Source organism: Lichenicoccus sp. (genome assembly GCF_965277665.1).
In the GTDB taxonomy this organism is placed as follows: Bacteria; Pseudomonadota; Alphaproteobacteria; order Acetobacterales; family Acetobacteraceae; genus Lichenicoccus.
In genome coordinates this window covers 1,682,674-1,697,399 of record NZ_OZ255835.1, presented here as the reverse complement: position 1 = coordinate 1,697,399, position 14,726 = coordinate 1,682,674, and the positions used below count along the sequence as shown (strand labels likewise).

Here is a 14,726-nt window from a genome sequence, read left to right as displayed (position 1 = left end):
CAGTCGATCCCGATGTTGGATGACGACCGGCTGCGACGTGCGATGATGTCCGCAGTGTATGCAGATCAGAAGTGGGCCGTAGCCGTGAACGTGATGGCGAACGGCTCGCCTGGTATTCCGTCAGCGAACTGCGGGGTGCAGCTGTAGAGGCTGGCCTGCTTGCCGGCGAAGGGACCACTCTTGAGAGTGCCGCAGTTAGTCGGAACAATCTGCTGATAGTAGTACTGGAAATACCTGTTGTTGAAGAGGTTCAGGACGTTCAGGTCGAACCCGAGCGTCTTGAGCGGCCCGATATTCCTGACTGGAACCTTGTAGTTGAGGTCCAGGTTGAAGATCACGAAGGGGCTGATTCCCCCGTGCGGGTCGTAGGTCGTGTCTCCCTGCAACGCGCTGTAGTACGTATACGACCCGGGCTTCGCGGTGATGCCGGGGATCAGCCCGACATTCTCCGTGCCGATCAGGTCATAGGTGGTGGACTGGTGGCCGGTATACTGGCCTTCGAAGCGGATATTAAAATCATCTCCTTGCAGAGCCAGGTTCCGGTGATTGTAATCGACGCCGAACGTCGAGAGCCAGTCCGGCACACCGGTGATCGGCGATCCCTTGGTGGCGATCCCGAACTGATCCTCCTGGACGGTGACGTAGGCCAGCGACGTCGCGAGATACTTGGCCAGCGTGTGGGAGACGTTGGCAAAGAGCTGCCATTGGCGGTTGACCTGCCAGGTTGCTGCCGCCTCCACGCCCTTGAATTCGCGCTCGCCGTCGTTGGTGTAGACTTCATCTCCGCTCAGAGGGCCGGACTGGTAGACGAAGAATCCGTAATCCCGGTCGACCTTCTGGTAGAAGTAGTCTGCGGACAGAACAAGATCCGAGATGTTGTACTTCACCCCGCCTTCGTAGAGGTGGACGATCGAGGCACTCGGCGGACCGCCGGTGAGGTTTGGGCCGAAGTCCGTGACAGGCGCGAACAATGCGGACTCGCCGTAGCTGGCATAGAGCGAGACGCCCTTTGCCGCCGGAAGCAGCTTGTCGAGATCATAGCTAACGTTGAAGAACGGCAGCAGATCCCGGTCCCACTTGGTCGCCTTGAAGCTTCCGAAGTTGCACGAATTGCCGGCCTGGCAGTAGGGCTCGGCCTCAAGGGCTTTCGACGGCGTTCCGCCGAACACGTCCCCGCCCACGAAGCTGGAAGCCGTCCCCTCGAAGGTGAGGCCGGGTGTCATGTGGAGCGTGTTCTGCAGGAAGTCGATCTTGTCCTGCAGGTAGCCCAGATAGATCGTCCTCTGAACGTTGCCCTGGTCAGATCCCGGGAACCCGGCGCCGCTGACCATGTTGCCTGCGGTCTGGGGGACGTCCGGCGTGCCGCCGGCGTAGTAGAGCGAGTTCGGCTGCGTCTCGTTTGCGACCAGCGCGCCGCCCTTGATCGTGTTCGCGATCCCGAAGACCTCGGGCAGTGTGACGGTGAAGCGCGGCTGGATGCCGTACGTGTCGTTGTGCGTCCTGGACAGCAGGGCATTGTAGCCGCACGGGCTGACCTGGCCGATCTTGGCCCATTCGGCAGCGACGCTTGCCGGGCATGCGGCAGTGCCGGGGGGATACGCGGCGTTCCCGTTGTAGTTGAATGTCAGCGGGTTGTAGTAGAGGCCGCCCGGCGAGTATCCCGACTGCTGGCCGAAGCCTGCGATGTTCTGGTTGAGGGGTGCCGCGCCATCGATTGTCGCCGAACCGGGGATGCCGGGTGTGGTGAAGACGCTCGGGTTGCCGTAGCTCGTGTTCTCCGTGTCGGAATGCAGGTAGAATGTCGTCAGCCCGAAGTTCAGGTAGTCGTTGACATAGGTGTCGTCCTTAAGGATGACGCTGAGATAGTCGTTCTCCTGGCGGTCGAAGAGCTGGTCGGGGGAGTAGTTGCTGTAGGTCCCGTTCTGCTCCAGATAGGGAAGTGGTACCGGCTCGAAGGAGTAGAGGCCGCTGCCGGTGTTGTAGAGGACCGTGGCCTGCACCTTGGACAGCCCCTGGTCGTAGGGCTTGTCGATGGCGAAGAGCATGTTGTTGTAGCGGGCCGGCGTGTAGTCGATATAGCCGTTCGTCTGGAGGTTCGAGTATTTCAGGAGGAACTTCGGGGCATCGTCGCCCGTGCCGAGGAAGCCGTTCAGGCGTCCCGAGTTCAGCTCGAAGCCTTCGTTGTAGGTCCCAAACGAGCCAATCGAGCCAAAGGCGTCGGCAGATCGGTCATCGGTCGGGCGCAGCGTGTTGTAGGCGATTGTTCCTCCGATCGTCCCGAAGGTGTTCTTGTCGGGATAAGCCACACCGGGATAGATCGACACCCCGCCGATCTGGTCGAGGTTGAAGCGTCCGCCGATGACGTTCTGCAGGTAGCTCCCGGAGCCGCCGTTGAGCAGATCCTGCATCGGCACGTCGTCGAGCGTCTGCGCCGTCTCAAGGCCGCGTGTTCCTCGGATCGAGAGCACCGGCTCGTTGTTGCCGATCCCGGACTGGTACACGTAGACGGAGGGCGCTGCGCGAAGCAGGGTCGCCACGCTGCCCTGTACCCCGGTCTGCGCGATCTGCGCCGCCCCGAGCTCGGTCACGGCACTCGGCGAGTCCTTCTCCTTGAGCAGCCTCCGCTGTGCGCGCACCGTGATGCTCTCGCTTGGTCCGGAAGGCCTATCCCCCGCGGGCGGAATTGCCGCGGCAGCATTCTGGTTTGCAGCCGTCCCCTGCTGTCCAGGCTGTGTCCCGGCAGTCTGTGCCAGCGTCGGTGCGGCTCCCAGCAACGAGACCAGGGCAACGGACGCTGCAAGCTGCCGGCGGTGCGCGATGATGCCGTGGCGATTGACGCGCATGACTATGTCGCCGGGCTTATTTCCATGGAACGCTGGAGGACAGGCCGGCATTGCGCGGAGCTCCTTGCTTGACTTGAGGATTGGAGCCAGCCGGGAGCTCGCCTGCTCTCCGAAAAAGTTCCCTTCCTCTCACTCAATTCACTCAATTCACTGCACGAGGCGCAAGCTCACATTACCTTCTTGCAACATGAGCCCAGCGCATGCGGCTAAGCTCTGCAGTCTCCCGCCTGTCGGGCATCAAGAGGCTGCTAGTCACTGCAGAGGGCGAATTCGGCAACGAGGTGACCGGGATCGCAAACCCGCATGGGTAGTGGCAACGCGGAGCCCGTTTCGACCGGAACCCACCGCTGGGCGATGCCCTTTGCCACAGGACGGCGGAGCGTTGGATGCGCCACCGGCACCGCCTCGAGCAGGCTCTGCGTGTAGGGGTGCATTGGCTGGTTGAACAGCGCCTCGGTCAGGGCGATCTCGACGATGCTCCCGCGGCACATGACAATGACCCGGTCGCAGACCTGCCGGATCACGGACAGGTCGTGCCCAATGAAAAGAACCGAAAGACCGCGTTGCTCCTGCTGTTCCAGGAGCAGGTTGAGGATCTGTGCCTGTATCGACATGTCGAGCGCGGACACCGGCTCGTCAGCGATCAGGAACTCGGGTTCGACGGCGAGCGCGCGCGCGATCCCGATACGCTGGCGCTGCCCGCCGGAGAATTCGTGCGGATAGCGCCGGGCCGCGTCCGCGGGGAGCCCCACCTGCCGCAGCAGGGCCACGGCTCGGTCGATGGCCTCCACACGGTTGCAAGCGCGCTGGAGCAGCATGCCTTCCGCAACGTTGCGTCCGGCAGTCATGCGCGGGTTGAGGCTGGTATAGGGGTCCTGGAAGATCACCTGCATCCGCCGGCGCAGGCGCGCCATGCCGGCCCTGTCCAGCGCCAGCAGATCAAGACCATCGAAATCGATCGAGCCCGAGGAGATCGGCTGCAACCGCAGCAGAGCCCGCGACAGGGTGGTCTTCCCGGAGCCGGACTCGCCGACCAGGCCGACAATCTCGCGCCGACTCACGTCGAAGCTCGCATGGCGCACTGCATGGAATGGCGGTGGTCGCCGCCACGGCAGCAGGCTCTCGCCGGGGAACGTTACCTCGAGATCCCGTACCTGGAGGATCGCCTCGGTCATGCCAGCTCCTGCGAGCGCAGGCAGCGCGCCTGGTGAACCGCGGAGAGCTGCGCCACCTGAGGTACCGCAGCCCGGCAGGCAGCTTCCGTGAACCCGCACCGGTCGGCGAAGCGGCAACCGGTCGATTCACGCGCATGCTCGAGCGAGCCGGGAATGACGGGAAGCCTTCGCCGTGGCCCGATGCTGCGCTGCAGGCCCGGAAGGCTGCGCATCAACGCCTGCGTGTAGGGATGACGCGGTGCGTCGAACAAGGTCGTTACCGGCGCGGACTCGACCACCTGGCCGGCATACATGACCTCCACCCGGTCGGCGATCTCTGCCACCACGCCCATGTCGTGCGTGATGAACAGCACGCCCATCCCGAGTTCGTCCTGCAGACCCCGGATCAGCCTGAGGATCTGGGCCTGCACGGTGACGTCCAGTGCGGTCGTGGGCTCGTCGGCCAGCAGCAGTGTCGGCTTGCAGGCGAGCGCCATCGCGATCATGACCCGCTGGCGCATGCCTCCCGACAGGTGGTGCGGGTAGCTCTCGGCGCGCCGGGATGCATCGGCGATCTCGACAAGGCCGAGCAGACGCACTGCCTCGGCCGCGGCGGCTCGCGCTGAGATGCGCCGGTGCAGGCGCAGGGTCTCGGCGATCTGCCATCCGACTGTCTGCGTCGGGTTCAGGCTGGTCATCGGATCCTGGAAGACCATGCCGATCTCGTTACCGCGCAGCGCCCGCATCGACCGGTCATCGAGGCGCGCCAGGTCCCGGATCGTGCCCTCGCGGCTCCGGAACAGGATCTGCCCTGAGGCGATGCGCGCGTACGGCGGCTTGAGCAGGCCCATGATCGAAAGGGTGGTGGCGGACTTTCCCGATCCGCTCTCTCCCACCAGTGCGACAGTCCGGCCACGGGGGATCTCGAGACTGACCCCATCAACCGCTCGAAACCAGCCGGACCTGGTGCGGAAGGCACTGACCAGGTTGCGCACCTCGAGCACCGGCGGCTCGAGCGGAGGCTCCGTCACTTCAGCAGGCCGTGACCTGCCATCGACTCCTCGATCGCTGCCATCGGCACATGGCCAAACTGAAGCAGCGTGTCGTGGAACGACCGGGTGTCGCCTCGCCACCGCCGGCGCAGGGCGCGGATCGCTTCCACGCCCGCCCAGTACATCAGGCGGCTTCCCGGGAACATGGTGTTGCGGACCACCTCGGCGCGTGCGCGCTGCGGAGGGAACCCGGCCTCATCACGGTAGAAGCGCTCGGCTTCCGCCTCACTCCATATGCGCAAGTGAAGCCGGACATCCACCAGCACGCTTGCAGCGTTGCGTCGCTCGTACTGCTTGAGCAGCAGAAGCTCTGCCGGATCGTAGAAGCCGGGCACCTCCGCCATCAGGTCCTCGGCGTGGCAGGCCCAGCCTTCCACCGCCATGCCCCCGGAGAGGAACGCGATCCCGAGGGCGCAGTCCGTGCCGGCAACCCGCGCCAGCACGCTGCCCGCTGTCCGCGCGCGCGCGTTGTGGGTGTGGTGGCCGATGCTGCCATGATGCACTGCGTGCACCAGCTTCACGAGCGACTCGTTCTGGCTGCGCAGATAGGCCTGCGCGTCGCCAGCCGACGGCATCACCCAGTAGACGCTGCCCGTCCCGGCAGCCGCCGGAGGCGGAGACCGGTAGAACAGGAAGTACATCTCGGCCGCGACCTGCTGGAAGGGCGATGAAAGTGGGCGGTAGTCGAGACCGTATTCCAGGGCCGGCGTCACAAGGCTTGCCGCCTGCTGCTGGGCCTCCTCGTGCCAGTGCCGGTAGCGCGACACTACGTCGTCCGGGTGGGCCGGAAAGCGCTCCCCCAGACCCGCCGTGATGTGCTGCCACTCCTGACCTGGGCCGAAGGCCCTGGCATCCTCCTCCAGCTCAAGCGTCAGCCGCTCGAAGGCGGCCTGCGCCGCCGCCGCCAGGGCCACCGGACCCGCATCGAGCCCGTGCTGGGCACGCATGACAAGGTCGAGGTGGGCAGCGCCTGCCGCCGCATCGCATGGGTCGAGCTGATCCAGGCTGCTGGCGAACGCCTCGAAAGCCTCCGCCGCGGCCTTGGCAGGCTCGTGCCAGTCGGTGCGCCACGTCTCGTGCAACGTCAGGCCCGAGGCGAGGAAACTCGCGCTTGCGCGCGCCTCCCGTCGCGCCCGCTCGCACCAGCCGGCGGGTGCCCGTCCGCGCTCGCGCAGCCGCGCCCGCCCGTCGGCAAGGAAGTCGGGAATGGCGTCCAGCCGGGCAGCGATGGCTTCGGGATCGTAGGGGGCCGCCTGCGGCAGCAGCAGGCTGATGAGACCGAAGGCCGCCTCCCCGGTGAACCAGGCCGGGTTGTGCCAGCGGGGCCGCGCATCGAGCGCCGCCTCGGCGACATCGAGTTCGCCGGTGATCATGCGCGCATCGATACGGGCGGCGTTTGTGTCCCTGGTTTCCCGCGCGAGGCGCGCACGCAAGGCGGTGATCGAGCGCCGCTCCTCGGCGGCCACTCCGGCATCGGCACGTGGCAGCATCCGGTCGTAGCCGCGGATGCCCATGAAGGTTGCATCTACCGGGTGCAGGGTGAGGTGATGGTCCAGGAAGGCGTCCGCGATACCGACATCCGAGGCGAGCGTGGCGCCGCTCATGCCGATGCCCCCCCGAGATCCACCCAGCGACGCTCGAAATGGGCGGTCACCAGTGCATCGACGATCTGCTGGCTCCTGGCGCCGTCGAGGAAGGTGCACTCCTCGGAACGATCCTCCACGATCTCGTCGACGAAGTGCCGGATCAGGTTGCGGTAGTACAGCTCGGGCCATGGGGTGCCAAGACTTGTCCCCGGCGGGAAATGCTCGTCACCGAGGCGGACCGGCTGGAACTCGACGACGTCCGCCTCCGCCCGATGCAGGCTTTCCGCGACGCCGAACTCGGAGATCAGCCGAGCCACGGCCGCCCCGCGCGAGCCATAGATGCGGATCTCGACGCCCGGATAATTCCCGACCGCAATGTAGCTGGACTGCAGCAGGCCCTGCGTTCCACTGGCATATTCGACCAGTCCCACGGTGCCGTCCTCGATAGGGATACGCTGCCGTCCGGTCATGCCGCGCACGATGCGCTCGGGCACGAAATTGCGCATGCTGGCGGCAACGGAGGCGAACTCGCCGCCGAGCCAGCGCATCAGATCGACCAGATGTGATCCGTATCCCACGACGGACGACGGGATCAGTCGGTCGCGCGGCTGGTCCGGCGACACCTGCCGCAACGGGAAGTCCGGGTCCAGGAACTGCGAGTTCTGCTCGAATCCGTGGATATGGAAGATCTCCCCGAGGGAGCCGTCCTCGATCCAGCGCTTGATCTGTCGGATCGCCGGCGAGTAGCGGAAGGTGAAGCCGAGCTTGGTGCGCACGCCCTGGCGCGCCGCCGCCGCCGCCGCCTCGAAGGCTGGAGCCGCCGCGGTGGCGAGCGGCTTTTCCGACAGCACGTGCCGTCCAGCCGCGATCGCGTCCAGGCTGAGCGGCAGATGGGTGTGGGTGGGAGTGCAGACATCGACCAGTTGCACCGCCGGGTCGGCCAGCAGGTCATGGTGGTCGTGGTAGACTGTCGTGATCCCGAAACGGTCCGCCATGGCGCGGGCACGCTCCGGCACCACGTCACAGATTGCTGCCAGATGCACCCGCTCATGCGCGGCATATCCTGGCAGGTGCGCCTTCTCTGCCCAGTCGTGCGCCCCGATCAAGCCAACGCCGATCTTGCCCGATACGGCGCTCATGGCAGGCTCTTCCCGATCTCGGCCACGTAAGCCTCCAGTTCCAGGTAGTTGGCGAAACCGAGCGGACGGACACCGTTCTCGACCTCGTAGATCATGTCGCACAGCCTTGCGTTCAGCCTGGTGTCGGCTCCGGCCTGTCGGCCATATTCCACCAGCTTGCCGTTCGACGCGCGCACCTCGGACGGCCGGTTGCGGTAGACGATGTCCCACCAGATGCCGGAGCCGCGCTTGCGGAAGCGGTAGCCGGTGTTCTGGTCCTTCTTGAGCAGCCAGATCGCGTGCTGGATGTTGCGCAGCAGCCGCTCCGTATCCTGTGCGGTCACCGGCCGGTAGTTGTCGGGATCGAAGAAGTCGAAGGCCTCGACGACGATCCCGTTGGCTTCGGCAATTTCCAGCGCCTCACGGACGACTGCGCCGGCCACACGCGCGTAGCGTTCCTGGCCGAGCGACTCCGATATCGGCGCATCCACCAGTGCAGAGAACACGACCTGCGCGGAGTAGACCTCCTTGGCCCAGATCTGCCCCCAGATGTTGTCCGAGAGCTGCACGTCGGTCAGCGCGGACAGCATCGATTCCAGCTTTCCCAGCCGCTCCGTACGGGGCCCGAGCATCTCGCCGAGCTGGATCGGTCCCTCGTGCACGAACTCGATCTGGCCGGGGTCGAGCAGCGCTCCGCCGTAGTTAGGGATCGAGCCGATCACCTGATGCATGCCGCCCAGGCCGGCGTGCTGCAGGAGGTCTGCAATGGCAGGCTCGTTGAAGCCGTTCTGGAACGAGACAATGAATGAGTCGGGTTTCAGCAGCGGCAGGATCTGTCGCATGGCCTCGAGCGTGTGCTGCGATTTGGTGGCCACCAGCACACCCTCGAGCGGAGCCTTGAGATGCTCGGGAAGCATCGCGCGCACAGGCACCGTGAGGGCCCCTCGCACACCGTCGATCGCCAGGCCGGAGGCGTTCATCGCATCGACATGCTCGCGCCAGCGATCCACCAGTACTACGTCGTGCCCTGCCTGCGTCATGTAGGCGCCGGCGAGGCCGCCAATGGCACCGGCGCCGATGATCGCGAGCCGCAGCGGCCCGGCGGAGGGACTGGCACTCATGCCGAGACTGTGGCGCTGGGTTGGAACAGGTCCAGGCTGCTCGGGGAATGGGTATTGGCATAAAGATACTCGATGAACTCGCGCCGGTGCTCCGGCCGCGTGCGCTCGCGCACGGCCCGCACTGCCACGGCGCCGCCCCAGTAGGAGGCAATGAACGGACCGCGGAACGGATGTGCGGCCATGCGCAGCCGGCCCTCGATCCACGGCTCCTGGCCGGCCGCCGTCTGCCGCAGATAGTCGGCGACAGCGTCGGCGTCCCATCCGTCATGCATCAGGTACCAGGCGGCCGAGGTCTGTGCGGCACTGCGCAGGCGACGCAGCTCCGCCTGGATCATGTCGTTCTCGTCCTCGATCCAGTCGAGCAGTTCGACGGACTCATCGCCGATGCCCTCCTGGACGCAGCCGAGCACGGAATTGGCCGTGCAGAGCAGGACCTCCGGGTAGGCTCGTCCCTCCAGCAGCCGCGCCTGCGTGTAGAGCAGCTGGGTCGCATGGCCGGGAAAGACCTCGTGTGCCACCAGATGCTTCATCCCGGCACGGGTGAAGTCATGGTCGACGTTCAGGTCCATCTTTCGTTCAGCGAACGAGCATCGCGCCGAATATGGCGCATCGCGGATCGGGTTCAGCGCCATGTCGAACGTTCCGCAGTCAAAGATCATCCGCGCCGTCCGATCACGGGCCTGGTCCATGAGTGTGCGGAATACCCCCTCGAGCTGCGCAGGAGGCACGAAGTCCGACTGCTCCCATTCCGCAATCCGTTGCGGCAGGTCGCCGCGAACGATGCCACGACGGCGCAGCAGCCCATCGAGCGTGTCCCGCAGACCGTCGATCACCTCGGGATCTACGGCACCTGTCGGCCCTCCCACCAGGTCGCGCACCTTGACCTCGAACGACGGGCTGGACCCGGCGAACAGGCGGACTGCAACCCTGAGCGACAGGATCATCTCCGTCGCGAAGACGTTCCGGTGATGAGGGGTCACCTCCCCGAGGCGATCCTGGAGCGCGTTCAGGTCGTCCTCGACATGCCACCAGTTGTCGTAATTGCGCGGCTCGACAAGGTCCTCGCCCAGGTAGATCGGGACCAGCCCCTCGGTGTCGAGCAGCCCGCTCTCGCGGCTCTGCCGTCGTTCGAGACCGTCGATACCCATGGTGACCGAGGTCAGGTCCTTGCCGAAGGCCTCTTGAGGACCTCTTTCTGGGCTCGTCATTTGTTCTGGTTTCTCCCGCGTCAGGACTTGGCGCTGCTTCGGATACCTGCGGTGCGGATCTTGCAATGAGGACCGCGACGGCGACGGATTGGCGCTTCACAGGCTAGAGCTTGGCGACGCCTGTGCAAGCGCACTTAGTTCCTGCCGTCATGCCGTAGGAGAATGATAGGCCATGCGTCGACGCCTGCTCCCATCACTCAGCGCCCTAAGGACTTTCGAGGCGGTTGCGCGACACGAAAGCTTCACGATGGCTGCGGCCGAGTTGAACGTCACGCAGAGCGCGGCAAGCCGGCAGGTTCGCACCCTCGAGGACTACCTGGAATTGCCGCTGTTCCGGCGCACCAGTCGTCGCAGCGAGCTTACACAGGGCGGTCGCTACTACTTCAACCTCGTGCGGGATGCCTTCGATCGCGTGGAGGCCGGCACCAGCGAGCTCATCGCGACACGCAGGGGTGGCGGCACGCTGACGGTCGGCATGCTGCCGACCTTCGGGACGCGCTGGCTCATCCCGCGGCTGGAGAGGTTTCGGGAGCGGCATCCCGAGATCCTGATCAACATCATCAGCAGTGACGGGCAGTTCGAGCTCGACGCGCCGAAGCTGGATGTCGCCGTGCAGTTTGGTACTGGGAGTTGGGCGGATGCCGTCGCCGAGCCGCTGCTTTCCGAGGAGATAGTGATCGCGTGCAGCCCCTCGCTGATCGAGGGCTCCCGCCGACTGCGTAGCCTCGAGGACCTCGCCAATTTCGTGCTGCTGCAGCACACCACCCGGCATCACGCCTGGCCACACTGGTTCCGGTCGGTCGGCTTCGATGAGGAGGGTGCCCGCTGGGGACCCAGCTTCGAGCACTTCTTCATGCTGATCCAGGCGGCGCAGTCCGGCATGGGAGTTGCGCTGCTGCCCCGCATCCTGATCGAGGATGAGATTGCGCGGGGCGTTCTCGTGCTGCCACTGCCGGTGCGCGTCAGCGGGCCAGGCGCCTACTACCTGGTGACCCCGAAGGCGAAGCAGGATCTGGCACGCGTCAAGCTGTTCCGCGGGTGGCTGCTGGAGGAGGTGGCACGGCTACCGCGGCCCCAACGCAATGAGGCGGCCTAGCGCGGCGAGCCTTATCTGCGCTCGCATTGCAGCGGCCCCAACCCGCCGGCTACTGCCCGGGGACTACGGCGGCCTGATCGGCTGACCGGAGCCTACCGACCGTGATCGCGCGCGCCGCGAAAGCCGTTCCCAAGGAGGTTGACGCTCAGGGTCGTCGCGAAGATCAGCAGGCCGGGCGGCAACGCCATCCAGGGTGCGGTCCCTAGCCACGGTGTCGCCGATTTGAGCATGTTGCCCCAGCTCGGGACTGGCGGCTGCACCCCGAAGCCGAGGAACGACATTGCCGACTCCAGCATGATGGCGCCTCCGACGGCAAGCGTGGCCGAGACGATGATCGGACCTGAAGCGTTCGGCAGTATGTGGAGCAGCATCAGCCTCGCATTGCCGGCGCCCAGCGCGCGCGCGGCGTCCACATAGTTCATAGATCGCAGCTGCAGGAACTGCGAACGTACCACCCGCGCCGTGCTCATCCAGGTCAGGCCGCCGATGACCAGGACCAGGAGCGGCACGTCAGGCCGGAACAGCCCGGACAGCAGCAGGATCAGGGGCAGCAGAGGTATCGAGAGGATGACGTCGGTCAGGCGCATGAGGGCCTGGTCCACCAGCCTCCCGTAGAACCCGGCCAGACCGCCGACCAGCGTCCCGAGCAGGGTCGAGACGAGGGCGCTCGCCAACCCGACCGCCAGCGAGATGCGTCCGCCGACCAGCAACCGCGTCAGAAGGTCGCGACCCAGCTCGTCGGTGCCGAGCCAATGCTGTGGCCCGGGAGCGGTCGGACGTCCGATCAGGTCCAGGTCCTGCTGGTCGAAGCGGTACGGGGACAGGACGGGCCCGAGCGCGACAAGGATCGCCATGCCGAGCAGAAACAGCACTGCCAACGTTGCAGGACGCGGCGGCGTCAGCCTGCGCGTCCAGGGTCTGCGGGTTGGAGCGAGACTTGCCGCGTCAGGGACAGCCTGAACCTCAGTCATACCGGATCCGCGGGTCGATAAGCGCGCATGCGATGTCCGCAGCAAGATTGGCCAGGACCAGGGCGAGCGAGCCGAGCATCATCAGACCCATGAGGACCGGATAGTCGCGGCCGTTCATGCTCTCGACGAACAGCCGGCCGATGCCCGGCCAGGCAAAGACCGTCTCGGTGATCACCGCGCCGGATATGATGCTGGCGAGGTCAAGGGCGGCGACCGTCACGAAGGGGATCGCTGCGTTGCGCAACCCGTGCCACATCACCACTCCGGCAAGGCCGCGACCCTTTGCGTATGCGGTCCGGACATAGTCCTGTTCGAGAATGCCGATCAGGCTCGCCCGGAGAAAACGGCTCCAGGTCGCGGCGGTCGCCAGCGCCATCACACCGGCAGGCATGACGAGGTGGGCAAGCCGATCCGTCATCGATGCGTCGCCGAAGACGGTGTATCCGGCAGCCGGGAGCCAGCCGAGCCTGATGCTCAACAGCAATTGCAGGAGCAGACCGAGCCAGAAGACGGGAATGGAGATCCCCGAGAAGGAAAGCAGGGTAACGAACTGGTCGATGGCCTTGCCGCGCTGGCAGGCGGCGATGATGCCGACCGGCAGCGCGAGCAGCAGCGAGAGCAGCATCGAGGAGACCCCGAGCAGCAGTGTCGCTGGCAACCGGTCGATAATTTCTGCCAGCACGGGTCGGCCGGTCCGGATCGAGTAGCCCCATTCTCCTGCAATCATGGCGTGCAGCCACTTGAGGTATTGCACCGGCAGAGTCTGATCCAGCCCATATGCTCTGCGGATCTGCTCCAGCGCCGCCGGCGTCACCGACGGGTTGTCGGCGTAGACGTCGAGCGGACCGCCAGGAGCCATGTGCACGATCGCGAACAGGATCAGCGAGATCGCAAGCAGCAGCGGTATTGCGCCGAAGCCGCGACGGAGCAGATAGCCGAGGCTCAACGCGACGCCACCCTTGGCGGGTCCGGCTCAGCCAGATACCACGTCGCCGCGGTGACGAAGTCCGTCATGTTCGTAGGGTTCACCACGTAGTTTCTCAGGCGCACGGTCTTCGTTGCCAGCGACACCGCGCTGACCAGAGGGATCGTCGGGACGTCCTGCGCCAGGATTCTCTGCATGTCCGCGGCGGCTTCCCGCCTGGCCTGCGGTTGCATGGCGGTCTCCATACGGGCCATGGCCGCGTCCAGCGCCGGATTCGTATAGCCTTGCCCGTTGTCAGGACCGTGTGTCCCGAAGAAGACGCTGTAGACCGGGTCCGCTGCGGTCACCCAGCGGCCATAGAGCAGATCATAGTCGCCGTGATAGCGGGCCTCGCGAAAGCTTATCCCGGTCTTGTTGTCTGCTGTCAGGCCGATGCCGATCGCCTGCAGCTGCGCGATGATGACCTGCTCCGCGATCTCGTCGTCGACCTGCCCGCTCTGGGCGGTGATGCGGAACTCCAGACGGTGCCCGTTCTTCGCCCTCACGCCGTCGGAGCCTCGGCGGTATCCGGCAGCGTCCAGCAGGCGGTTCGCCTCGGCGGGGTCATAGGCTTCGCCCTGCGCGGCGGGATCGAAGAGTCCGGCCAGGAGCGGCACCACCACCGAGTGGATCGGCTCGGGGTAGCCGCCGGCGGCACGCACCAGGGCGCGCCGATCGATCGCGGACGCGACCGCTCTGCGGACCGAGATGTCGCGCAAGGGCGCCGGCCCGCGGAAGTTGAAATCGAGATGTTCCCAGCCCAGGGAGGGGCCCTTCTCGACGATAATCCCCCGCGCGCCCTCGATCTGCTCGGCGAGCATGTAGGGAACCAGCGGAGCGAGCCCGATCTCGCCGGCGCGGATGAGTATCCCGAGGGTATTGGTGTCAGGGATGATCCGGAACACGATACGGTCGAGATACGGCAGCGCCTCGTTGTCGGGGCCGTGTCGCCAGTAGTGCGGGTTGCGATCCAGAACCAGGTAGTCACCGCGCCGGAACGCGTGCACCATGAACGGGCCCGTGCCGATCGGTCGCTCGTTGTACTGATCGTGGTTGAGATCATGGCCGGCAAGCAGGTGACGAGGCAGGATCCCAAAGGTGAACAAGGTGGAGGCGAAGGCGGCCGAGCGGCGGGTGTAATGCACGACCACTGTCAGATCGTCCGGTGTATCGATGCTGGCGATGTTCTCCGACCCGTCCTTCGACTCCGCCAGGAAGGCGGGATCGCGAACCGCCTCCCAGGTGAACTTCACGTCAGCCGAGGTGAAGGGCGCGCCGTCCTGCCACAGGACGCCCGGACGCAGGTGATAGGTGACCTGCATCCGGTTGTCCGGCTCCAGCAGGATGCCGCCGTTCGCCAGCGTCGGCACCACGGTGGCCAGCACCGGCACGTATTCCGCCCGCGCGTCCGGTGCCAGCAGCCCTTCCACCACAGCCGCCTCCGCGTAGCCGAGGAAGCCGGTCGAGTAGACGTTCAGGGTGTCGATGTCCTCCGACAGCCCGACGACGAGGGTGCCTCCGCGTGGCACCTTCTGCGGCGAGGATCCGGCCGCCGCATTTGATTGCGCTGCAAGAAGACAGGGCAGGGCAACAATCGGCACCGCCAGACAAAG

Annotated in this window: 11 protein-coding genes; 1 reads left to right on the top strand and 10 read right to left on the bottom strand. The window is 65.7% G+C overall.

What is annotated here, in order from left to right:
* Positions 1–65: 65 nt before the first annotated feature.
* The 7 genes from ACQY4O_RS07735 to ACQY4O_RS07705 form a co-directional block, all read right to left on the bottom strand.
* The gene (locus ACQY4O_RS07735) at positions 66–2,843 is read right to left on the bottom strand and encodes a TonB-dependent receptor (protein WP_428375607.1); all 2,778 of its coding nucleotides are present in this window, start codon (positions 2,841–2,843) and stop codon (positions 66–68) included.
* Between the two features lie 248 nt (positions 2,844–3,091).
* Positions 3,092–4,018, bottom strand: coding sequence for an ATP-binding cassette domain-containing protein (locus ACQY4O_RS07730; protein WP_428375606.1), 927 nt, complete (start codon positions 4,016–4,018; stop codon positions 3,092–3,094).
* On the bottom strand, positions 4,015–5,028 hold the full coding sequence (locus tag ACQY4O_RS07725; protein ID WP_428375605.1) for an ABC transporter ATP-binding protein: 1,014 nt from the start codon (positions 5,026–5,028) through the stop codon (positions 4,015–4,017). Before ACQY4O_RS07725 ends, ACQY4O_RS07730 begins: the two co-directional genes overlap by 4 nt.
* Entirely contained in the window at positions 5,025–6,653 is a 1,629-nt protein-coding gene (locus ACQY4O_RS07720) for a DUF885 family protein (protein ID WP_428375604.1), read from the bottom strand. The genes ACQY4O_RS07725 and ACQY4O_RS07720 overlap by 4 nt, the downstream gene beginning before the upstream one ends.
* A complete protein-coding gene (locus tag ACQY4O_RS07715; protein ID WP_428375603.1) occupies positions 6,650–7,774 on the bottom strand; it encodes a Gfo/Idh/MocA family protein in 1,125 nt (374 codons plus the stop codon). Before ACQY4O_RS07715 ends, ACQY4O_RS07720 begins: the two co-directional genes overlap by 4 nt.
* A complete protein-coding gene (locus ACQY4O_RS07710; RefSeq protein ID WP_428375602.1) occupies positions 7,771–8,874 on the bottom strand; it encodes a ketopantoate reductase family protein in 1,104 nt (367 codons plus the stop codon). Before ACQY4O_RS07710 ends, ACQY4O_RS07715 begins: the two co-directional genes overlap by 4 nt.
* A complete protein-coding gene (locus tag ACQY4O_RS07705; protein WP_428375601.1) occupies positions 8,871–10,022 on the bottom strand; it encodes a hypothetical protein in 1,152 nt (383 codons plus the stop codon). The genes ACQY4O_RS07710 and ACQY4O_RS07705 overlap by 4 nt, the downstream gene beginning before the upstream one ends.
* Before the next feature lie 232 nt (positions 10,023–10,254).
* Between ACQY4O_RS07705 and gcvA the strand changes: the two genes are divergently transcribed.
* Positions 10,255–11,178, top strand: a complete 924-nt coding sequence (gene gcvA, locus ACQY4O_RS07700; RefSeq protein ID WP_428375600.1) for a transcriptional regulator GcvA — start codon at positions 10,255–10,257, stop codon at positions 11,176–11,178.
* A gap of 92 nt (positions 11,179–11,270) precedes the next feature.
* On the opposite strand, the gene ACQY4O_RS07695 is transcribed toward gcvA, so the two are convergent.
* The 3 genes from ACQY4O_RS07695 to ACQY4O_RS07685 form a co-directional block, all read right to left on the bottom strand.
* Positions 11,271–12,050, bottom strand: a complete 780-nt coding sequence (locus ACQY4O_RS07695) for an ABC transporter permease (RefSeq protein WP_428378138.1) — start codon at positions 12,048–12,050, stop codon at positions 11,271–11,273.
* A gap of 91 nt (positions 12,051–12,141) precedes the next feature.
* Entirely contained in the window at positions 12,142–13,095 is a 954-nt protein-coding gene (locus ACQY4O_RS07690; RefSeq protein ID WP_428375599.1) for an ABC transporter permease, read from the bottom strand.
* The gene (locus tag ACQY4O_RS07685; protein WP_428375598.1) at positions 13,092–14,714 is read right to left on the bottom strand and encodes a peptide ABC transporter substrate-binding protein; all 1,623 of its coding nucleotides are present in this window, start codon (positions 14,712–14,714) and stop codon (positions 13,092–13,094) included. The genes ACQY4O_RS07690 and ACQY4O_RS07685 overlap by 4 nt, the downstream gene beginning before the upstream one ends.
* Positions 14,715–14,726 lie beyond the last annotated feature (12 nt).

Excerpts from the sequence above, each read along its gene's own strand:
- ACQY4O_RS07735 (WP_428375607.1), bottom strand. The coding sequence starts at position 2,843 with ATGCGCGTCAATCGCCACGGCATCATCGCGCACCGCCGGCAGCTTGCA.
- ACQY4O_RS07730 (WP_428375606.1), bottom strand. The coding sequence starts at position 4,018 with ATGACCGAGGCGATCCTCCAGGTACGGGATCTCGAGGTAACGTTCCCC.
- ACQY4O_RS07720 (WP_428375604.1), bottom strand. The coding sequence starts at position 6,653 with ATGAGCGGCGCCACGCTCGCCTCGGATGTCGGTATCGCGGACGCCTTC.
- ACQY4O_RS07715 (WP_428375603.1), bottom strand. The coding sequence starts at position 7,774 with ATGAGCGCCGTATCGGGCAAGATCGGCGTTGGCTTGATCGGGGCGCAC.
- ACQY4O_RS07710 (WP_428375602.1), bottom strand. The coding sequence starts at position 8,874 with ATGAGTGCCAGTCCCTCCGCCGGGCCGCTGCGGCTCGCGATCATCGGC.
- ACQY4O_RS07705 (WP_428375601.1), bottom strand. The coding sequence starts at position 10,022 with ATGGGTATCGACGGTCTCGAACGACGGCAGAGCCGCGAGAGCGGGCTG.
- gcvA (WP_428375600.1), top strand. The coding sequence starts at position 10,255 with ATGCGTCGACGCCTGCTCCCATCACTCAGCGCCCTAAGGACTTTCGAG.